General features: G+C 67.3%; 16 protein-coding genes. 7 read left to right on the top strand and 9 right to left on the bottom strand.

What is annotated here, in order from left to right; translation table 11 throughout:
* The first annotated feature begins 269 nt into the window (after nt 1-269).
* The 4 genes from B9Z03_RS10020 (at nt 270) to B9Z03_RS10005 (ending at nt 6,282) form a co-directional block, all read left to right on the top strand.
* Nucleotides 270-3,905, top strand: coding sequence for a peptidoglycan-binding protein (locus B9Z03_RS10020; protein ID WP_085464079.1), 3,636 nt, complete (start codon nt 270-272; stop codon nt 3,903-3,905).
* Between the two features lie 182 nt (nt 3,906-4,087).
* A complete protein-coding gene (locus tag B9Z03_RS10015; RefSeq protein ID WP_085464078.1) occupies nt 4,088-5,011 on the top strand; it encodes a sulfite exporter TauE/SafE family protein in 924 nt (307 codons plus the stop codon).
* A 3-nt stretch (nt 5,012-5,014) separates the two neighbouring features.
* Complete coding sequence (locus B9Z03_RS10010) at nt 5,015-5,812, top strand: TIGR02186 family protein (protein ID WP_085464077.1); 798 nt, start codon at nt 5,015-5,017, stop codon at nt 5,810-5,812.
* 2 nt (nt 5,813-5,814) lie between these two features.
* Complete coding sequence (locus B9Z03_RS10005; protein WP_085464076.1) at nt 5,815-6,282, top strand: DUF3429 domain-containing protein; 468 nt, start codon at nt 5,815-5,817, stop codon at nt 6,280-6,282.
* On the opposite strand, the gene pdeM is transcribed toward B9Z03_RS10005, so the two are convergent.
* The 5 genes from pdeM to B9Z03_RS09980 form a co-directional block, all read right to left on the bottom strand.
* Nucleotides 6,279-6,989, bottom strand: a complete 711-nt coding sequence (gene pdeM, locus B9Z03_RS10000; RefSeq protein WP_085464075.1) for a ligase-associated DNA damage response endonuclease PdeM — start codon at nt 6,987-6,989, stop codon at nt 6,279-6,281. The two genes, B9Z03_RS10005 and pdeM, sit on opposite strands and share 4 nt — an antisense overlap.
* Nucleotides 6,989-9,508, bottom strand: a complete 2,520-nt coding sequence (locus tag B9Z03_RS09995) for a ligase-associated DNA damage response DEXH box helicase (RefSeq protein WP_085464074.1) — start codon at nt 9,506-9,508, stop codon at nt 6,989-6,991. The genes pdeM and B9Z03_RS09995 overlap by 1 nt, the downstream gene beginning before the upstream one ends.
* Nucleotides 9,509-9,587: 79 nt before the next feature.
* A complete protein-coding gene (locus B9Z03_RS09990; protein ID WP_085464073.1) occupies nt 9,588-9,887 on the bottom strand; it encodes a helix-turn-helix domain-containing protein in 300 nt (99 codons plus the stop codon).
* Complete coding sequence (locus tag B9Z03_RS09985; protein WP_244561711.1) at nt 9,884-10,246, bottom strand: type II toxin-antitoxin system RelE/ParE family toxin; 363 nt, start codon at nt 10,244-10,246, stop codon at nt 9,884-9,886. The genes B9Z03_RS09990 and B9Z03_RS09985 overlap by 4 nt, the downstream gene beginning before the upstream one ends.
* A 4-nt stretch (nt 10,247-10,250) precedes the next feature.
* Entirely contained in the window at nt 10,251-11,159 is a 909-nt protein-coding gene (locus B9Z03_RS09980; protein ID WP_085464072.1) for a class I SAM-dependent DNA methyltransferase, read from the bottom strand.
* A 104-nt stretch (nt 11,160-11,263) separates the two neighbouring features.
* On the opposite strand from B9Z03_RS09980, the gene B9Z03_RS09975 reads away from it, so the two are divergent.
* Nucleotides 11,264-12,274, top strand: a complete 1,011-nt coding sequence (locus tag B9Z03_RS09975; protein ID WP_085467583.1) for a ligase-associated DNA damage response exonuclease — start codon at nt 11,264-11,266, stop codon at nt 12,272-12,274.
* A 2-nt stretch (nt 12,275-12,276) separates the two neighbouring features.
* Here the strand turns inward: B9Z03_RS09975 and B9Z03_RS09970 are convergent, their stop codons facing one another.
* A complete protein-coding gene (locus B9Z03_RS09970; RefSeq protein ID WP_085464071.1) occupies nt 12,277-12,600 on the bottom strand; it encodes a hypothetical protein in 324 nt (107 codons plus the stop codon).
* A 91-nt stretch (nt 12,601-12,691) separates the two neighbouring features.
* Between B9Z03_RS09970 and B9Z03_RS09965 the strand changes: the two genes are divergently transcribed.
* Nucleotides 12,692-14,290: a cisplatin damage response ATP-dependent DNA ligase gene (locus B9Z03_RS09965; protein WP_085464070.1), complete on the top strand. Its 1,599-nt coding sequence runs from the start codon at nt 12,692-12,694 to the stop codon at nt 14,288-14,290.
* Here B9Z03_RS09965 and B9Z03_RS09960 read toward each other — a convergent pair whose 3' ends face one another.
* Entirely contained in the window at nt 14,291-15,433 is a 1,143-nt protein-coding gene (locus tag B9Z03_RS09960) for a hypothetical protein (RefSeq protein ID WP_085464069.1), read from the bottom strand.
* Between the two features lie 203 nt (nt 15,434-15,636).
* On the opposite strand from B9Z03_RS09960, the gene B9Z03_RS09955 reads away from it, so the two are divergent.
* On the top strand, nt 15,637-16,605 hold the full coding sequence (locus tag B9Z03_RS09955) for an NAD(P)H-dependent flavin oxidoreductase (RefSeq protein ID WP_085464068.1): 969 nt from the start codon (nt 15,637-15,639) through the stop codon (nt 16,603-16,605).
* Between the two features lie 16 nt (nt 16,606-16,621).
* On the opposite strand, the gene B9Z03_RS09950 is transcribed toward B9Z03_RS09955, so the two are convergent.
* Both B9Z03_RS09950 and B9Z03_RS09945 read right to left on the bottom strand, forming a co-directional pair.
* Nucleotides 16,622-18,208 carry a trimethylamine methyltransferase family protein gene (locus B9Z03_RS09950; protein ID WP_085464067.1) on the bottom strand — a complete coding sequence of 529 codons (1,587 nt, stop codon included), beginning with the start codon at nt 18,206-18,208 and terminating at the stop codon, nt 16,622-16,624.
* A 140-nt stretch (nt 18,209-18,348) separates the two neighbouring features.
* A complete protein-coding gene (locus B9Z03_RS09945) occupies nt 18,349-19,842 on the bottom strand; it encodes a MocR-like pyridoxine biosynthesis transcription factor PdxR (protein WP_085464066.1) in 1,494 nt (497 codons plus the stop codon).
* Between the last annotated feature and the right edge of the window lie 54 nt (nt 19,843-19,896).

Genomic DNA, 19,896 nt, shown 5'->3' with positions numbered 1-19,896 from the left:
CGCAATGACGCATCGGCCATGCGCCCGGCGCAGGGCTCGCACGCAATTTGGTAATGTTGGTTAACGCCTTGTTTACCATATCCGGCGGAATGTGCACTCGCCGGAACACAGTGGTTATCCTGTCTTGTGTGTTCACCGTCACCCGGACCGGCGGAAACGAGCGCGCCGAGGCCAGCTTCGCACAGGCCTGAGCCGCTAACGATTCCGCGAGGAGCCTACTTTTGGGGGCCGGCGGAAAACGTCGGCTAAGGTTGAGAACAGGCGCGACCATGAACAGCAAGCGGTCCTATCTCGAGCAGCTCAACGCCGGCCGTCCGAGGCGCACGAGCTCGACGATCGACGAGATCGGCCGCACGCTCGACGCGATCGGCGCCCGGCTCGACCGGTCCAGGGAGGAAGCCCGGCCGCAGCTCCGCTCCAGCGATCGCTACGCCGCGGAACGCACCTATTACCAGGACGACCCGCGCCCGCGCGACTTCGGGCAGCCCCAGCAGCACCGCGCGCAGTTCGGCTCGTCGATGCAGGATCTCGCCCGCTCCGTCGAGACCAACCGGCGCCAGGAAGAAGGCGTCGCCACGATCTCCAGGGTCGCGACCGAACTCAAGGGCATGCGCGAGGAACTGCGGCAGCAGATGTCCAGCGGGCTGAGCCGCGAATTCGAGGCGCTGCGCGCCGATATCCAGCGCGCCTACTCGGCCGCCAATGCCGGCCTGCAGGGCGTCGACCTGACCAACGAGCTGGAGCGTCTTTCGAATGCGATCGGCGCACTCGCCCAGCGCAGCGACGATCGCGGCATCGGCATGCTCAGGACCGAACTCGACGAAGTCCGGGCGACGATGGACCGGCTGGCGCGGGAAGAGAGCGTCCACGCTGTGGAGCGCCGCTGGGACGAGTTCGACCGCCGTTTCGACGCCTTCGAGGAACGCGTCACGGCCAACGACCGCTTCGGCGGCAGCGACCCGGCGATCGAGGCGCTGACCGCGCGGCTGGAAGAGATCAGCGACGCGGTCAACAACCTTCCCGAATCCCTGTCGCTGCGGACGATGGAAGAGAAGGTGCGCACGCTGGCCGGCGCCGTCGAGCAGTTCGCGCGCCACCAGAACACAGCCGCGCCGGATGCGCTGGCGCTGATCGGCGAGCGCCTCGACGAGATCTCGCGCGCCATCGTGGCGTCGTCGGTCAACGTGCAGTCGCCGGTGCCGCAGATCGAGCAGTTCGAGCGCATCGAGGCGCGCATCGCCTCGCTCGCCCGCCAGATCGAGGAGCTCAACGACGACCGTCCGAGCGGCGAGATCATCGACCGGATCAACATGCTGTCACTTCGGGTCGACGAGATGGCGCGCCGCGTGGCGATGCCCGACGCCTCGCTGGAGCATCTGGCGCGCCATGTCGCGGCGATCGCCGAGAAGCTCGATACAGGCTTTGCCCCGCAGGACGCCGATGCCGTGGTGCGCGGTCTCGAAAGCCGCTTCTCCACGATCTCCGACATGCTGGAGGCACAGGGCGAGACGGCCAGGCGCGGACAGTCCATCTTCCGCGAGCTCGAAGGCCGTATAGAGGAACTCGCGACCCGGCTCGACCAGCCGCAGGACGCCACGCTGATGAACGCCATCGACGCGCGGTTCGAAGAACTCTCGCGCCGTTTCGACCAGTCGGTCGGGTCGCAGGGACAGGCCTCGATCAGCGGCCTCGAGGCGCGCCTCGAAGACATTTCCGCCCGGCTCGAACAGTCCTCGCGCGAGGTGGCGGGCATCGACCCCGGCCTCATCAGGAGCCTGGAGAGCCAGGTCGCGAGCCTGTCGGAGCACATGCGCAAGCCCGTGCCTTCGCTCCCCGAATTCGAGGACATCGGCCCTCGCCTCGAACAGATCGAGCAGTCGATCGCCGGCAGCCGCGATGCGATCCTCGAATCCGCGCGCCAGGCGGCCGAGCAGACGATCCGCCAGATCGCCGACTCGCGCATGGACACGCCCGCCGTGGAGGCGCTCGCGAAGGACCTGCACGCGCTAGACTCCCTCACCCGCCGCTCCGACGAGCGAAACGCCCGCACCTTCGAGGCAATCCACGACACCTTGCTCAAGATCGTCGATCGTCTGGGCACGCTGGAATCGAGCAGCGCCACCCCGGCGCCCCGCGCGTTCAAATCGCTTGCGGAGACGCCGCCGCTCGAACCTGTCGATGCCTTCGATCCAATGGATCCCGTCGACGGCACACGCACCAAGCGCACGCCCGCCGAGGCGGCCGCCGCGGCCGCGTCCGCGGCCCTCGAAGACGAGATCGAAAGCCCGCCGAGCGCCGATACCCCCGCCAGGCGTTCGATGCTGAGCGGGCTGGCGCGCGCGTTCGCCGGGCGCAAGGACGCCGTGAAGGCCGCCCCCCTCGCCGGAGACGAACTTCCCACGCCGTCCCTCGCGCCCACCGTCGACATCGACGAGCCGATCGATCCCAAGATCGCCAACCGGCCGCTCGAGCCGGGCTCCGGCGCGCCCGACCTCAGCACGATCATGAAGCGGGTGCGCGACGAGCGCGCCAAGCCCTTGCAGCCGACCGAGGGGGAAGCGGCCAAGTCCGACTTCATCGCCGCTGCCCGCCGCGCCGCCCAGGCCGCCGCGGCCGAAGCGGAGGCGCAGAAGAAAGGCATCGACATCACCGGCGTGAGGAAGTCGTCCGGTCTCGGCCGTATCCTCAAGAACCACCGCAAGGCGGCATTGATGGCGGCCGGCGGCGTCGTGATCGCGCTTGCAGGCCTGCAGCTGGGTAAAGCCTTCCTCGCGGAAGGCGAGCCGGTCGCTGTGTCCGAGCCCGAGGCGCCGAAGGCTGTGGAGACGGCCCCTGTGGCCGAACAGCCGGCGGCGAAGGCGACCACCGAGACCGCCGACACGCCCCGCACGGTCGAGCCGGTCGAACCGGTGACCCCCGCCACCATGCCGAGCCCCGCGCCTGGCGCGACCGATGCCGGAACGACCGCCGCCGTGCCCCATGCCGCGGCCACCGAGCCGGCCATGACGGAAGCGGACGAGGCGACGGTGTCGGAAGAGATTTCCGCCGAGCCGATCGTCGTGCCGACCGAAGCCGGCCCGCAGCCTCTGCGGGAGGCGGCCGAGCAGGGCGACCCGAAGGCGCTGTTCGAAATCGGCAGCCGTTATGCCGAAGGGCGCGGGACGAAGGCGGACCTCGCCGAAGCGGCGAAGTGGTACGAGCAGGCAGCCGACGCCGGCTTCGCGCCTGCGCAGTATCGCATCGGCAATTTTTACGAAAAGGGAACCGGCGTCACCCGCGACATCGTCAAGGCCAAGACCTGGTACCAGATGGCGGCCGAGCAGGGCAACGCCAGTGCCATGCACAATCTCGCGGTGCTGTTTGCGATGGGCGCCGACGGGACGACTGACAACGAATCCGCCGGCCGCTGGTTCACCCGGGCGGCTGAGCTCGGCGTCAAGGACAGCCAGTTCAATCTCGGCATCCTCTCGGCCAAGGGCGTAGGCGTTCCGCAGAACCTGGAAGAATCCTACAAGTGGTTCGCGCTCGTGGCGAAGAACGGCGACAAGGACGCCGCGCAGAAGCGCGACGAGGTCGCCAATGCGCTGCGTCCCGAACAGCTGGAGCGCGCCCGCGCTGCGGCCGAGGAGTGGAAGCCGAAGGAACTCGACGTCGAGTCGAACGACACCGCCATTCCCGATGGCTGGACGGAGGCCCCTTCGAAGACCGCAAGCGTCGACATGAAGCAGGCCGTCCGCAACATCCAGCTCATCCTCAACAAGAACGGCTACGACGCAGGCGGCGCCGACGGCGTGATGGGTGCGAAGACGACGGCGGCGATCAGTCAGTTCCAGAAGGACAACGGGATGCAGCCCACGGGCCGGGTCACCGAAGAGCTCGTCCGCGCGCTCCTGGCGAAAAAGTAGCCGTCCCCGCCGGCGGCTTAACCTTCATTTCCGAAAGTCGGCGGAATATTCGCCGAGGGGCGCATTGCGGTTTGACTTCGCCGCAATGTGGGCGCAAGAGCCGTCTAGAGCCTCTCACGCTGGGACGGGAAATTCGCGTGCGAGTGCGGGCGTTTAGGGCAATTTTCGGTCAGGTCTGACGGGTGGGTATATATCTCCCCATCGCCGAGATGTCGGTCAATATTTTCGTCCTGCTGGCCATGGGCGCGGCGGTCGGCTTCCTGTCGGGCATGTTCGGCGTCGGCGGCGGTTTCCTCATCACCCCTCTGCTGATCTTCTACAACATCCCTCCGGCGATCGCGGTGGCGACCGGCGCCAATCAGGTCATCGCCTCCTCGTTCTCAGGCACGCTCGCACACCTCAAGCGCGGCACGGTGGACATAAAGCTCGGGCTCGTCCTGCTTGCAGGCGGCATAATCGGGTCGTCGGTCGGCGCCTATGTCTTCGCCATCCTGCGCTCGTTCGGCCAGCTCGATCTCGCAATCTCGCTGCTCTACGTGGTCTTCCTCGGCACCGTCGGCGGTCTGATGCTGATCGAGAGCCTGAACGCGATCCGCCAGGCGCGCGCCGGCGCCGCGCCGGCGCTCAAGAAGTCGGGCCAGCACAACTGGATCCTTCGTCTGCCGCTGAAGATGCGCTTCCGCGCTTCCAAGCTGTTCGTCAGCGTCATTCCCGTCCTCGCGCTCGGTGCGGCGATCGGCTTCCTCGCCGCGATCATGGGCGTCGGTGGCGGCTTCATCATGGTGCCGGCCCTGATCTACCTCTTGAAGGTTCCGACCAACGTCGTCATCGGCACCTCGCTGTTCCACATCATGTTTACCACCGCCTACACGACGCTGGTGCAGTCGACGCTGAACCAGACGGTCGACATCGTGCTTGCCTTCCTGCTGATGGTTGGGGGCGTGGCCGGGGCGCAGTATGGGGCGCGGATGGGCCAGCGGCTGCGCGGCGACCAGCTGCGCGCCCTTCTCGCGGCACTCGTGCTTGCGGTTGCGCTGCGTCTCGCCTTCGACATGTTCGTGGCGCCCGGCAGCGTCTACATGATCGCCTCGCCGGACGGGAGCTAGGCGATGCGCGCCGCGATCGTTCTCCTCGCCGTCATGCTGGGCCTGTGTGCCCCCCTCGCGGCACTCGCCCAGCAGGAGGCGCCGTCGCAGCTGCCCGAGAACATCCAGATCGGCCTTTCGACCAACCGCGTCACGATCACGTCCGACTTCTCTGGCGCCGACCTGACCATCTTCGGCGCGATCGACAACGCCGACCCGCAGATCAGCCGCCAGGGCGGCTACGACGTGATCGTGGTGCTGGAAGGTCCCGCGCAGCCGCTGGTGCTGTGGCGCCGGTCGCGCTTTCTCGGCGTCTGGGTCAACGCGCAGTCGCAGACATTCGTCAACGTGCCGCTGTCCTATTCGGTCGCCACGACGCGGGCGCCGCAGGACATCACCAATCCCGACAGCTACAAGCGTCTCTCGCTCGGCACCGCCTACATCTATCTCGAACCGCAGGAGCGCGGCGGCAACCCCGCCACGATCTCCGAGTTCACCGCGGCGCTGCGCGACCGCAAGCTCGCGGCAGGCCTTTACAGCGAGAACGTCGGCGGCGTGCAGTTCCTGTCGCAGACGCTCTTCCGCGCGACGCTCAGGCTTCCGCCCAACGTGCCCGTCGGCACGCACAAGGCGCGGGCCTTCCTGTTCCGCAACGGCGAGTTCATGAAGGAGACTTCCTCCAGCCTGGCCATCGTCAAGGCCGGCTTCGAGCAGACCGTATTCCGTGTCGCGCATGAGAACAGCTTCTTCTACGGCCTCTTCGCCGTCGCGCTCGCCATGCTCACAGGCTGGATGGGCCGGCTGATCTTCCGCAAGGATTGACGATGACAGCCGGCAGCGAGGGCGAAACAGGCAACGTCCCCGCAAGGCCCGGCCTGCGGCTCGTCCTGGCCGGCTGCGTCCCGTTCCTCATCCTCGTCCTCTGGCTGGCGTCGATCCCGCATGATCACGTCTGGCGCGACGGCACTGTCTCGCTGCTCAAGACCTATGCCGCGCTCGTCCTGTCCTTCCTCGGCGGCGCGCGCTTCGGCGTCGTGATCGCCCATGAGACGCCGGGCGAAAATCTTACCCTGGCTGCCACTGCCGTCCCGGTTCTCGCCGGCTGGCTCGCGCTCCTGATCGGCGAGCCGGGCTCGTTCGCACTGCTCGCCGTCGCCTTCGCAGCGCAGGGCGCATGGGACAGCCTCTCCGCCCACCGCGACGACCTGCCCCTCTGGTACGGCCGCTGGCGGGTGCGGCTGACCGTCTTTGCGGTGGTCATGATGGTGGCGGCGTTCCTGTCGACTGCCTAGCCAGGGAACAGCACCGACCGGTTGAGCGCATAGACGCGTTCGCTTCCCAGCACATGCGCCCTGAAGGCGCGCCAGTCGAACAGGCCGGCATAGGCGCGGTCGAGCACGTTGAGCGAGCCGGTGAGCGCGCCGAAGGCGGGCATGATCATGCGCAGCCCGTCGCTCGCGAAGCACGGGCGGCGGACGGAGCGCCCCTGCCGGACGATGCGGGCGCCCGGATGCAGATGGCCGGCGATCTCGCCGGCGCACTGGCCGGCGGTCGGCTCATGCCGGAAGATCAGCCCGCCGAGCGCGACCTCGGTAACGCTCGTGCCCGACAGGTTGTCCGGCGCGTCGGGATCGTGGTTGCCGGTGACCCACAGCCAGTCGCGGCAGCGCATCATCCGCTCCAGCCGGTCGCGGAAGATCGACGGCATGAGCGAGGAACCGACGCGGTCGTGAAAGCTGTCGCCGAGGCTGACGACAATGCGCGGATCGAAATCCGCGATCACCGCCTCGAGCTTCGTCAACGTCTCCGCGGTGTCGTAGGGCGGCAGCATCATGCCGCGGCGGGCATAGGCGGAGCCCTTCTCCAGATGGAGGTCCGACACGGCAAGCAGCCCGTGCGCCGGAAAGAACAGCGCCCCGCGCCGGTCGCATACCGCTTCCTCGCCGGCAATCACGGCGGCGGCGGAAAACGTCTCCGCCTCATGTCTCCTCGCCAGCATCACCCGCCCATCGCCTCTTCGATCAGATCGTCCTCGGTGTCCTGCAGCAGCGCGTCGGCTGCGCCACCGTTCACCCGCTCCTTGCCGATCTCCAGCATGATCGGCACGGCAAGCGGCGAGATGCGGTCGAGAGGCTTATGCACGATTCGACCCTTCACGCGCGACAGCATTTCGGCCAGCCGCTGGATGTCGAGCAGGCCGGTCGCGGCGTCCGCGCGCGTGGCCTTAAGCAGGATATGGTCCGGCTCGTGCGCGCGCAGCACGTCGTAGATCAGGTCGGCCGAGACCGTCACCTGACGGCCGGTCTTCTCCTGGCCGGGATGACGCTTCTCGATCAGGCCGGAAATGACGGCGCAGTTGCGGAAGGTGCGCTTGAGCAGCCAGCTTTCGGCGAGCCAGGCTTCCAGGTCGTCGCCCAGCATGTCCTCGTCGAAAAGCTCGGCGAGCGAGATGCGGCGCGATGCCACCATCTCGCCCACGTCGCGCATCGACCAGACCGCGATCGAATAATCGGTCGCCACGAAGCCGAGTGGCTGCACGCCCATGCGCTCCATGCGGCGGGTGAGCAGCATGCCGAGCGTCTGGTGCGCCAGCCTGCCCTCGAACGGATAGGCGACCATGTAGAAGCGGTTGCCGCGCGGAAAGGTCTCCACCAGGAGGTCGCCGCGCTTCGGCAGCACCGACTTGTCGCGCTGGATACGCAGCCAGTCCGACACCTGGTCCGGCAGGCTCTGCCATCGCTTCGGGTCTGCCAGCATGCCGCGCACCTCGTCGGCCAGGTAGGTCGACAGCGGGAACTTCCCGCCGGCATAGACCGGGATGCGCGCATCCTGCCCGGTCGCGTTGGAGACGAAGCACTCGTTCTCGCGGATGCCTTCGAACTTCAGCACCTTGCCAGCAAAGAGGAAAGTGTCGCCCGGTGCGATCGTCTCGAGGAAGCCCTCCTCGATCTTGCCCAGCACCGGCCCGCCGCGACCCGTCGCGCCGCGGCCCGACCGGACGTAGCGCACATTGAGATAGGCGGCCTCGACGATGGTGCCGACATTCAACCGATACTGCTGCGCGACACGCGGATGGCTGACGCGCCAGAGGCCGTCCTTCGTCAGCCGGATGCGTGCATAGCGCTCATAGGTGCGCAGCGCATAGCCACCGGTGGCGACGAAATCGACCGCCTGGTCGAAGGTCTGCCGGTCGAGCCCGGCATAGGGCGCAGCCGAGCGGATCTCATCAAAGAGATCGTCGGCGCGGAACGGCTCGGCACAGGCGCAGCCGAGGATGTGCTGGGCGAGCACGTCGAGCGATCCGTCGACCAGCGGCGGCGTATCCTGCGCGCCGAGATAATTGGCTTCCAGCGCTGCGCGGCATTCCATCACCTCGAACCGGTTGGCCGGCACGAGGATCGCGCGCGACGGTTCGTCCATGCGATGGTTGGAACGGCCGATGCGCTGTGCCAGCCGGCTCGCTCCCTTCGGCGCGCCGACATGGACGACGAGGTCGACATCGCCCCAGTCGATGCCGAGGTCGAGCGTCGACGTCGCGACGATGGCGCGCAGCGAGCCGGCCTCCATCGCCTTCTCGACCTTGCGGCGCTGCGCGACGTCGAGTGAGCCGTGATGCAGCGCGATCGGCAGCGAGTCCTCGTTCACCCGCCACAGTTCCTGGAACAGCATTTCCGCCTGGCTGCGCGTATTGACGAACAGCAGCGTCGTCCTGTGCTTGCGGATCTCGTCATAGACGGCCGGAATGGCATAGCGCGCCGAATGCCCGGCCCAGGGCAGGCGTTCGTCCGTCTCCAGGATCGTGATCACCGGCTTCGCACCGCCTTCGACGGTGATCAGGTCGCCCATGTCGCCCGGCGGGTTCTGCGGCACCAGCCACCGCCGCAACTCGTCCGGTTCGGCCACGGTCGCCGACAGGCCCACCGTCTGCAGCCGCGGCGCCAGCTTGCGCAGGCGCGCGAGGCCGAGCGACAGGAGATGGCCCCGCTTGGAGGTGACCAGCGAGTGCAGCTCGTCCAGCACCACATAGCGAAGGCCCGAAAAGAACCGCTCCGCATCCTTGCCCGAAATCAGCAGCGCCAGCTGCTCCGGCGTCGTCAAAAGGATGTCCGGCGGATCGAGCTTCTGACGCTGGCGCTTGTGGGTCGGCGTGTCGCCGGTGCGGGTCTCGATCGTCACCGGCAGCCGCATCTCCTCGACCGGCTTGCCGAGGTTGCGCTCGATGTCGACGGCCAGCGCCTTGAGCGGCGAGATGTAGAGCGTATGGATGCCACGAAACGCCTCGCCCGGCTTGCGCTTCGGCCGCTCGGCCAGGTCGACCAGCGATGGCAGGAACCCGGCCAGCGTCTTTCCCGCCCCGGTCGGGGCGATCAACAGGACCGACCTGCCGGCCTGCGACCTCGACAGCAGTTCGATCTGATGGGCGCGCGGCGACCACCCGCGCTGCGCGAACCAGTCAAGGAAGGGTTCGGGAAGATGCGCGGGCGAAGCGTGCGAGCGAATGGCCGTCTGTTGCGTCACCGCGACCAGAACTAATGCAGAACATGCGCAGAGCCAAGGGGCATCTTGCGTTCAACGGCGCTCAGCTCGCCAGCAGAGATCAGAGTGCATTGAGGGCACGCAGGACCGCGTCAGGCTCCTTGTCCATCACCTTGAGGAGTGTCCGCGCAGCACCACTCGGCACCCGCTGCCCCTGCTCCCACTTGCGATAGCCCGACGTGCTCGTGCCGAGCAGCATGGCCATGCGGTCCTGCGTCAGCTTGAGCTTGTGCCTTACCGCCTTGGCGTCGACCTTCTCGACGTCAACGTGATGGATGCGCACCCCAGGCACGTCCTCGCCCTTGGCGTGGGCGAGCGCCTCATTGAGGCCCTGAAGGATGTCCTTGGCGAACTTGCTCATCGTCTTGCACTCCGGTGATGATCCTTGATCGCAGCAGTGAGCTTGGCGAAATCGCGAATGTCGGCGGCGCTCAGATTCTCCCTCTCGTTCTTGGCGAAGCACGCGATCAGATAGATCGGAGCGTCAACGCTGTAGAAGAAGTAGATTACCCTCGCGCCTCCGCTTTTTCCCTTGTTGCCAATTGCAAATCTCAGCTTTCGCAACCCACCGGAACCGACGATTTCGACCCCAACCAGCGGATTCACCGAAATGTAGCTGATCAAGGATTCGCGTTCGGCCTCCGTAAAGATCCGCTCCGCTTCACGAACAAACTGCCACGTCTCAAGGACCGTCTGCATCAGGTCGATGATATAACCCATTGGGTTATATCACGCAAGCCACCACGATCATCCCCGTCACCGCCTGCTCCCGATCCTTGCGGATCGTCGCCTCCGACAGCGACAGCAGCCGGAAGCCGGCGTCCGAGAGGCATCTTTCGACATAGGCCCGCGAATGGGCATAGCGGCGCGTCTCTCGCAGCGCGAAGCCGTCGGCCTCGTCAAGTTTCTCAACCGAGAAGGCGAAGAGGCCGCCCGGCATAAGCATGGTCCGGGCATTGGCGTAAGCCGTCTCCAGCGCCCCGACATACATATAGACGTCCGCCGCGGCGGCCAGATCGGCGCGCGGCGCGTCGAAGGAGAGGACGGCAAGGTCTGCCTGTTCCAGCACGTCGTATATGCCCTTGGCGCGCGCGACCTTGAGCATGCCGGTCGACAGGTCGTAGCCTTCGAGCCGGTCGCAGAGCTGATGCAGGCGCTCGCCCATCAGCCCGGTGCCGCAGCCGAGATCGACCGCGCAGGCAAAGCGTCCGGGATGGGCCGCCTTGACCGCGTCGAACAGCAGTTCTGGCGCGCGGTAACCCAGCTTGACCACCAGCGAGGTCTCGAACTTGCCGGCATACTGGTCGAACAGCGTCTCGACGAACGCGGCGGGCATCGCCTCGGGGTCTTCCGCGGCACCGGCGAGGTGAAGCTTGAGAACGGCGCCCGCGTGGTCCTCCGGGTCGAGCTTCAGCGCCATGCGGAAGGCTTCCGCGGCCGGCGCGACGGCGCCCGCGGCCTCGTGCATCTCGCCGAGCCGGAACCAGCCATAGGCCCAGCCCGGCGCCTTCTCGAGCGCCTGCAGCATCAGTTCGGCAGCGGCCGCGGCGTCGCCCGACTGCAAGAGCATGTCGGCGAAGTCGGCGCGCCTGTCGGCGAGGGCATCGCCGGAAGACGGATCGAAGGGTTTCATGACGATATGACTGGCGCCGCCAGCCGGCGGCGCGCGCTTATGCTCCTGCCAATCGCTGCGCGCAAGAGGCTTCCCTGCGCGCGCCGATGGCCTATTTCTATGCCATGCGCGCCCGCGACCTCCTCCACACCCGTCCGGAAGGGCTTTACTGCCCGCCCGGCGATTTCTTCATCGATCCCGTAAGGCCGGTCGAGCGGGCGCTGGTGACACACGGCCATGCCGACCACGCCCGCCCGGGCAACGGCAAGGTGCTGGCGACGCGCGAGACGCTGGACATCATGGCCATCCGCTACGGCGACGGATTTGCCGGTTCGGCGCAGGCTGCCCGGCTGGGCGAACCGATGGAGATCGGCGGAGTGCGCGTCACCTTCCACCCCGCCGGTCACGTCCTTGGCTCGGCACAGATCGCGGTCGAGATGGACGGCATGCGCATCGTCGCCTCAGGCGACTACAAGCGCCGGGCCGACCCCACCTGCGCTGCTTTCGAGCCGGTCGCCTGCGACGTCTTCATCACCGAGGCGACGTTCGGCCTGCCCGTCTTCCGCCATCCTGAGTCCGGCGGGGAGATTGCGCGGCTGCTGGAGTCGGTCCGGCAGTTTCCTGAGCGCGCCCATCTCGTCGGCGCCTATGCGCTCGGCAAGGCGCAGCGCGTGATCCGCCTGCTGCGCGATGCCGGATACGGCGAGACGATCTATATCCACGGCGCCCTGGCAAGGCTTTGCGACTACTACGTCTCGCAGGGCGTCGACCTCGGGCCATTGGCCCCCGCCACCATCGAGTCAGGCGCGAAGGACCAGTTCGCCGGCGCAATCGTCATCGGCACGCCCTCGGCCTTCGCCGACCGCTGGGCGCGGCGCTTTCCCGATCCCGTCGCCTGCTTCGCCTCGGGCTGGATGCGCATCCGCCAGCGCGCCAAGCAGCGCGGCGTCGAACTGCCGCTGATCCTGTCGGACCATTCCGACTGGGACGAACTCACAGCGACCATCACCGAGACCGGTGCTTCGGAAGTCTGGGTCACGCACGGCCGCGAGGAGGCGCTTGTCCGTTGGTGCGCGCTGAACGGCATCGCCGCCCAGCCGCTGCACCTGATCGGCTACGAGGACGAGGGAGACTGATGTCAGTGCGTCTCGCCAACCTCGATCGTCGTGACATGCTCTGTCCCGAAGCGGATCTCGACCTGGGTGTACTGGCCTCTCGATGCCGGCTTGGTGAAACGGGCGTCCCGATAGGAGACATCGTCGGTTCCGACATCTCCCTCCTTTACGATCGACAGGTCGAGGATCAGGATTTTTGGGTTGACGCCCTGCGGCTTCGCCTCCGTCAGCCTGGGCACCTTGTTGCCCGCCGTCGTCTCGACCTGACCTGTCACGATCAGCTTGGACGGAGATCCCGGCATCAGGTCGATCCAGGCTTCCCAGTTTCTCGTCTTCGGAACAGTCATGCTCCCCTCCCGTTAGAACACACCCGACGTCGTGTTTACTTTAGATTGTATTCCATATTTCTGCAATCTCCGGTTTTTGGATCGTAGTGGGATGCGCCGCTTCGCCGAACTCCTCGACCGTCTCGTGCTCACGCCGTCGCGCAACGGCAAGCTGACGCTGCTCGTCGATTATTTCGCCGCCACGCCCGATCCGGATCGGGGGCTCGCGCTCGCCGTGCTGACCGGCGATCTCGATATCCCCTCCGTCAAGCCGGCGATGCTCAGGACGCTGGTGACCGAACGCATGGACCCCGTGCTCTTCGGTTATTCCTACGACTATGTCGGCGACCTCGCCGAGACGATCTCGCTCGTCTGGCCGGAGACGCCCCGGCAGGATGAAACGCACGATCCTCGCCTTTCCGAGATCGTCGCGACGCTGCAGCGCGCCGGGAGGGCCGACGGCCCGCGCATCTTCGCCGACCTGCTCGACCGGCTCGACATCCCCGCCCGCTTCGCCCTGATCAAGCTGGCGACCGGAGGACTGCGCATCGGCGTGTCCGCGCGGCTGGCCAAGCAGGCATTGGCGGAGCTCGGCAGCAAGGAAGCCAACGAGATCGAGGAACTCTGGCACGGGCTGAAGCCGCCTTATCTCTCGCTCTTCGCCTGGCTCGAGGGCCGCGCGGAAAAGCCGTCCGCGGCCGCGCTCGCGATGTTCCGGCCGGTGATGCTCGCCCATCCGGTGGAGGACCGCGACCTCGAGAAGGCCGATCCGGCCGACTATGCGGCGGAATGGAAATGGGACGGCATCCGCGTGCAGGCGATCGGCGAAGGCGGCGTGCGGCGGCTCTATTCGCGCACCGGCGACGACGTCGCGACAGCCTTCCCGGACCTGCTCGACGCGATGGACTTCGAGGCCGCCATCGACGGTGAGTTGCTGGTGGGGTCGCCCTCGGCGACGGGCAGCTTCTCCGACCTGCAGCAGCGACTCAACCGCAAGACGGTCTCGGCGAAGCTCGCCGCGAAATATCCCGCCTTCATGCGCTGCTACGATCTTCTCCAGCACGGCGCGGAGGATCTGCGCCCCCTGCCCTTCGTCGATCGGCGGGCGCGGCTGGAGGCGCTGATGCCCTCGCTCGATCCGCGGCGCTTCGATCTCTCGCCGCTTGTGCCGTTCGACACCTGGGACGAGCTGAATGCCCAGCGCATGTCGCCGCCGCATCCGGTGATCGAGGGCGTGATGCTGAAGCGGCACGATTCCGCCTACGTGCCCGGCCGGCCGAAGGGGCCGTGGTTCAAGTGGAAGCGCGATCCGTTCACGGTCGACGCGGTGCTGATGTATGCGCAGCGCGGCCACGGCAAGCGGTCGAGCTTCTATTCGGACTACACGTTCGGCGTCTGGGCGGGCGACGAGGCTGCTCCGGAACTCGTGCCGGTCGGCAAGGCCTATTTCGGCTTCACCGACGAGGAGCTGAAACAGATCGACAAATACGTTCGCGACAACACGATCGAGCGCTTCGGGCCGGTACGCTCTGTGCGGGCCGACATGACGAGCGGACTGGTGCTGGAGATCGCCTTCGAGGGCCTCAACCGCTCGACCCGCCACCGCTCCGGCGTGGCGATGCGCTTTCCGCGCATCTCGCGGCTGAGATGGGACAAGCCCACCGCCGAGGCGGACCGGCTGGAAACGCTTCAGGCGCTGCTGCCCGATTGATCAGGGCGCGCTGGCGCTGACCCTGATCTGCAGGATCTCGACCGCCTTGCCGCCATTTTCGACGTCCGACTGGATCTCGATCGCGCCTGCCCCGGCCGGCGTCCCGGCCGGCACGTCCACCTGCAGCAGGAACTCGGAGCGCTGCGACCCGACGATGTAGCGGTTGCGGCCGCAATCGCCGAGCGCGCCGAAATCGCACGAAATGGACATCTGCGTCTCCGGCCCGTCGCCGGTGCGGGCGACGATGTCGAACACCGCATGCTTGCCAGCGATCCTCTCCAGCGTGCCTTGCCCGATATCGAAGCGCACGACGGCTCCGGACTGGCCGGACGCAATGCGGATCGCCTTGTCGCCGCCCGCTTCCACGACCTCGGCTTTGGCTCCAGCCGCCGCCGCGACAGTGGTGGGATCGTCGGGCGAGAACACCACGATCCAGTCCTCCAGCGCCTGGTCCTCGCCCGGTCTGCGCGGCGCGCCCTCCGTTCCGGACCCGTTGTCGGACGCGGTCGGGCCGGATGCCTGCGGCTGCCCGCCGCCTGGCGGGCCAAACAGGCCAAACTCCGCCGCGATCCATACCGCAAGGACGACGATGATCAGGAAGGACAGCAGGCCGGCGATCGCCCCCCAGCGGCTCCGGCTGCGCTTCGGCTTGTCCTCGGACCGCGCCGCCGGCTTTGCCGGAGCCTGCCGAGGCTCTCCCGCCAGAGCCGGCCGCTCGGCGCGCTCCGGGGCCGGCGCAGCCGGCCAGTCGGGTGCGGGATCACGCGAGACCGGCGGCTCGGCGCGAGGGGAGTCCGGAAAGAAAGAAGGCTCGTCGCGGCGCGCGGCGACGGGCGCCGGGATATCCGGGGCCGCGGGTTCCCGCACCGGCACGGAAGGCGCCGCCATTGGCGGGGCGACCGTCGGCGAGACCGAAGGAGCTGCCGGCTCGACCGCGGGCACGAACTCCGACTCGATGCTGGTGACGACGGCGAGCAAGCTCTTGCGCCGCCGCGCGGCGGCTTCGGGCGTCACCGAGGCATTGGCCTGCAGCGCCTTCTCGAGCGCCGCGCTGGCCGAGCGATAAACTTTTTCCCTGAAAGCGCGGTCCTCGGGATCGCCCTTCGTGAATGCGTTTCTGATCGCCTGTTCGATCGGATCCAAGCGGCGTTTTCCCTTCGGGCAAGGCCCTTTCACGCAATCGTTAACCGCAGGTGAGGCGGCAATCAACCTGCCGGCCTCCGCGCACGGTACGGGATGGCGATTGTCCACCGGCAAGGCGGGCTTGCGCAGATTGCGCGCGACCATCATTCTGCTAGACAGACGTTACGTTTACGCAAACGTCAATCGACACGGAGGAGACGAGAATGGCGCTGCCGGAGATCCTGACCAAGAACCTGCGGATTCCGGTGGTGGGCTCGCCGCTGTTCATCATCTCGCACCCGCCGCTGGTGCTCGCGCAATGCAAGGCGGGCATCGTCGGCTCGTTCCCGGCGCTCAATGCGCGGCCCGAGGCGCAGCTCGACGAATGGCTGGCCGAGGTCACCGAAACGCTCGCCGCGCACGACCGCGCCAATCCGGGCCGCCCGGCAGCCCCCTTCGCGGTCAACCAGATCGTGCACAAGTCGAACGGCCGGCTGGAGCACGACCTTGCCATGTGTGTGAAATACAAGGTGCCGATCGTCATCACCTCGCTCGGCGCCGTCCCGGAAGTGAACCAGGCGGTGCATTCCTATGGCGGCATCGTGCTGCACGACATCATCCACGACCGCCACGCCCGCAAGGCGATCGAGAAGGGCGCCGACGGCCTGATCGCGGTGGCGGCGGGTGCCGGCGGACATGCCGGCACGCTGTCGCCCTTCGCCCTCATCCAGGAGATCCGGCAGTGGTTCAACGGGCCGCTGCTCTTGTCGGGCGCCATCGCCAATGGCGGCGCGATCCTCGCCGCGCAGGCGATGGGCGCCGACATGGCCTATATCGGCTCGCCTTTCATCGCGACGAAGGAGGCGCGCGCGGTCGACGCCTACAAGCAGATGATCGTCGACTCCAACGCCGCCGACATCGTCTACTCCAACCTCTTCACCGGCGTGCACGGCAATTACCTCAAGGGTTCCGTCCGCAATGCCGGCATGGACCCGGACCATCTGCCGGAATCCGATCCGTCCAAGATGGATTTCGGCTCGGCCAAGGCGTGGAAGGAAATCTGGGGCTGCGGCCAGGGCATCGGCGCAGTCAAGGACATCGTCTCGGCAGGCGAGCTGGTCGACCGCCTCGCGCGCGAATACGACGCCACGCGGGCGAGGCTCGGCCTCTCCGCGCAGGCCAAAGCCGCGTAGGGCGGGCAGTCGGTCGCTATCCGACCATCGCCGAGCGCGGCAGGTGGATGTTCGGGAAGCGCGCCCGCAACTGATCGTCCACTGATCGCGGAATGTGGTCGGGGAACATGGTCGACAGAATACGCTTCTTCTCGGCGATCGCGCGCTGCAGGATGTCCGGCCGGCCCTTCTCGTTCCATTCCTTCGGGCTGAAGCGGTCGGCGATCGCCGGATAGAAATATTCGGTCTGCATCAGCTTCAGCGTCTGGCCGTGGCCGAGATAGTGGCCCGGCCCGTTGATGCAGACATCCGTGATGACGTCGACCGACAGCGCCGCGTCGGAGACGTCGATACCGCGCACGCAGCGCAGGCACTGGCCCAGCATGTCGTTGTCGATGATCAGGCTTTCGAGACAGAAGCCGAGCAGCGAGGCGTGCATGCCGGCCGACTCGTAGATCAGATTGAGGCCGGAAAGACCCGCCAGCACGTTGGTGATGCCCTTCTCGTAGCCGGACTGGATGTCGGGCAGCTTCGAATCCGCCATGCCGGCCGCTGAGCCGCCCGGCAGGTCGTAGAAATGCGCCATCTGCGCGCAGGCCGCAGTCAAAAGCGCCTGCTCGGCCGAGCCGCCCGACATGGCGCCCGTCCGTAGGTCCGACACGAAGGGCCAGGTGCCGAAGATGCAGGGATGGCCGGGCTTCAGCGCATTGACGTAGACGAGGCCGGCGAGGACCTCTGCGACAGCCTGGACGACCGCGCCGGCGATCGCGGCCGGGGCCGTGGCGCCCGCCTGCCCGGCCGAGAGCAGCAGGATCGGGATGCCGCCCTTCACGCAGGCTTCCAGCACGCCGCAGGCATCCTCGGCGAACTTCATCGGCGGCACGACGAAGCAGTTCGAGTTGGAGACGAAGGGCCGGGCGCGGAACTTCTCCTCGCCGCCGGCGATCGCATAGAGCATCTCAAGCGCCGGGCCGACATTGTCCGCCACGGTAAAGGACGTGCCGACATGCTTGGTCGTCCCGGACACGCAGGCGTAGAGCGTGTTCAGGTCCATGTCGAAAGGGTCGACCACGTCGCGCGGCACCATCGGCCGCTGGAAGAAATGGATGTTGTCGAGGCCGTCGACGATGCGGGCAGCGTCGTAGATGTCCTGCAGCAGCGATTCCCGGTATTCGCGCTTCTCCACGTCCACGAGGTGCACCGCAGCACCTGCCGTGCCGAAATGCACCCGTTTGCCCTGCACGACCATGTCGTGCCGCGGATCCTGCCCGTGGAGCGTGAAATTGCGCGCGGCGATCTGGATCGTGTGCTCGACCAGCCCGCGCGGGAAGCGCAGCCGGCCGTCCTCGCCATAGGTCGCTCCGGCCTTGGTACATGCCTCGATGCAGGATGGGATCGCATTGGCGAAGCCGACCGTCTCGAGCAGCGTCAGGACGGCCTCGTGGACCCGCTCCAGGTCAGGCGCGGCGAGCGGCGTGTAGCGCCCGCCTTCCATGCCCGGCCGGATCGGCCGCACGTCCTCCGCCAGAGGCGCGGCACGCATCGCGCGGCGGGCCTCGCGTCCTCCCGCACGGCGCATGCGGCTGCCATCGCCCGAATCCTGCTCCTGCAAGACTGCGTTCATGACTGGTTCCCCGGTTCCTTGCGGCGCCGGCTTGTCTTCGCCGTGCTGCCGCCCGTTCACATGCGGGTCAGTCTTGCGCTGCCCGGCGAAAGCCGGGAAGTCCCGTTTTTAGGCCACAGGCTCTCGCCGGCTGGTCCAGATCAGGCCGCGGCGGGACGCCTGCCGGCGGCCGTAGCGAGCTCGCGGATTCCCGGTTCGATGTGCTGCAGCGAGATCGATGAGAAGCCCAGCCGCAGGAAGTTCGTCGGCCGCGAGGGGCCGTCGAAGAAGCGGTCGCCGGATTCGATCAGCACGCTGCGCGCCGCGGCCATCTCCGCCAGCGCGGACGCGTTCACGCCCGCCGGACCTTCGAGCCAGAGCGATGTGCCGCCGGTGGCGGGCGACGACTTCCATTCGGGCAGGAAGGCCGACACCGCCTGGATGAGCCGCTTGCGGCGTTCGCTGAAGGCGCCGGAGAGCTTGCGCACCAGGGCCTCGTGATGGCCGAGCGACAGGAACAGCGCCACGGCGCGCTGGTTGTTGGCCGGCGGATGGCGCAGCATGAAGCGGCGCAGTGCCCTCAGTTCCGCGATCAGGTCGGCGGAGGCGACGATGTAGCCGAGGCGCAGGCCGGGCGCGAGCGTCTTCGACATCGAGCCGACATAGACGACGCGGCCGGAGCGGTCGATGCTCTTCAGCGCCTGCTGCGGCGCCTCGTCGACCAGCTGGCTGTCGTAGCCGTCCTCGATGATGATCTGGTTGTTGCGCGTCGCATCCGCGAGCAACTGGGCGCGGCGCTCGGGGCTCAGCGACACCATGGTCGGGCAATGGTGGCTGGGCGTGGTGAAGACGAAGCCGCAGTCGGCCGGGATCTGGCCGACCTTCAGCCCGTCCTTGTCGACCGGCACCGGCACGGTTTCGGCGCCAGCGAGGCGGAAGACGCTGCGCGCGTCCGGGTAGCCCGGGTTCTCCATCGCGACGCGCGTACCCTTGGACATCAGCAGCGTGGCCAGCATGTAGAGCGCGTTCTGCGCGCCGAGCGTGATGATGATCTCGTCGGGATTGGCGAAGATGCCGCGCCGCGGCAAGAGCCGCGCCTGGATCTGCTCGATCAGCGCCGGATCGTCCTGGTCGACCATGTCGGCCGCCCAGTTGCGGATTTCCAGCACCGCCAGCGCCATGCGGTTGCACTCGCGCCACTCCGCCGTCGGGAACAGCGCGGGATCGAACTGGCCGTAGACGAAGGGGTAGGACGACTTGATCCAGTTGCTCTGCTTCGAGGGCTTCGGCAGGTCGCTGGGCATCACCTTGCGGCGCGCCTTCCAGTCCACGCCGTCCTGGTTGTCGGCATGCTTGTGCGGGCCGCGGGCGGGCATGGCGAGCACTTCCGGATTGACGAAGTGGCCGCGCCGCTCGCGCGCGATCAGGAATCCCTGGTCGACCAGTTGCTGGAAAGCGAGCACCACCGTGCCGCGGGCGACACCGAGCTTTTCCGCCAGAATGCGGCACGACGGCAGCGGCATGGATGCCGCGATCTGCCGGTCCAGGATGGCGGCTACGATCGCCTGGCGGATCTGGGCCTGGAGCGTCTGGCCGGATTCGGCCGATATGGTGAACAGGCCGGACCAGATGGCGGCATCGTTTCGCGACGACATGGCGGACTTCCTCTCTATAGGCAAGCCTAGCCTGGAACTAACATGTCAGCAAGA

It is taken from the genome of Mesorhizobium australicum (assembly GCF_900177325.1).
In the GTDB taxonomy this organism is placed as follows: Bacteria; Pseudomonadota; Alphaproteobacteria; order Rhizobiales; family Rhizobiaceae; genus Mesorhizobium_A; species Mesorhizobium_A australicum_A.
Note: the sequence above shows the minus strand (reverse complement) of the source record. Positions and strands in the feature narration are given on the sequence as shown.

Excerpts from the sequence above, each read along its gene's own strand:
- B9Z03_RS10020 (WP_085464079.1), top strand. The coding sequence starts at position 270 with ATGAACAGCAAGCGGTCCTATCTCGAGCAGCTCAACGCCGGCCGTCCG.
- B9Z03_RS10010 (WP_085464077.1), top strand. The coding sequence starts at position 5,015 with ATGCGCGCCGCGATCGTTCTCCTCGCCGTCATGCTGGGCCTGTGTGCC.
- B9Z03_RS10005 (WP_085464076.1), top strand. The coding sequence starts at position 5,815 with ATGACAGCCGGCAGCGAGGGCGAAACAGGCAACGTCCCCGCAAGGCCC.
- pdeM (WP_085464075.1), bottom strand. The coding sequence starts at position 6,989 with ATGCTGGCGAGGAGACATGAGGCGGAGACGTTTTCCGCCGCCGCCGTG.
- B9Z03_RS09990 (WP_085464073.1), bottom strand. The coding sequence starts at position 9,887 with ATGAGCAAGTTCGCCAAGGACATCCTTCAGGGCCTCAATGAGGCGCTC.
- B9Z03_RS09985 (WP_244561711.1), bottom strand. The coding sequence starts at position 10,246 with ATGGGTTATATCATCGACCTGATGCAGACGGTCCTTGAGACGTGGCAG.
- B9Z03_RS09980 (WP_085464072.1), bottom strand. The coding sequence starts at position 11,159 with ATGAAACCCTTCGATCCGTCTTCCGGCGATGCCCTCGCCGACAGGCGC.
- B9Z03_RS09975 (WP_085467583.1), top strand. The coding sequence starts at position 11,264 with ATGCGCGCCCGCGACCTCCTCCACACCCGTCCGGAAGGGCTTTACTGC.
- B9Z03_RS09970 (WP_085464071.1), bottom strand. The coding sequence starts at position 12,600 with ATGACTGTTCCGAAGACGAGAAACTGGGAAGCCTGGATCGACCTGATG.
- B9Z03_RS09965 (WP_085464070.1), top strand. The coding sequence starts at position 12,692 with ATGCGCCGCTTCGCCGAACTCCTCGACCGTCTCGTGCTCACGCCGTCG.
- B9Z03_RS09955 (WP_085464068.1), top strand. The coding sequence starts at position 15,637 with ATGGCGCTGCCGGAGATCCTGACCAAGAACCTGCGGATTCCGGTGGTG.
- B9Z03_RS09950 (WP_085464067.1), bottom strand. The coding sequence starts at position 18,208 with ATGAACGCAGTCTTGCAGGAGCAGGATTCGGGCGATGGCAGCCGCATG.
- B9Z03_RS09945 (WP_085464066.1), bottom strand. The coding sequence starts at position 19,842 with ATGTCGTCGCGAAACGATGCCGCCATCTGGTCCGGCCTGTTCACCATA.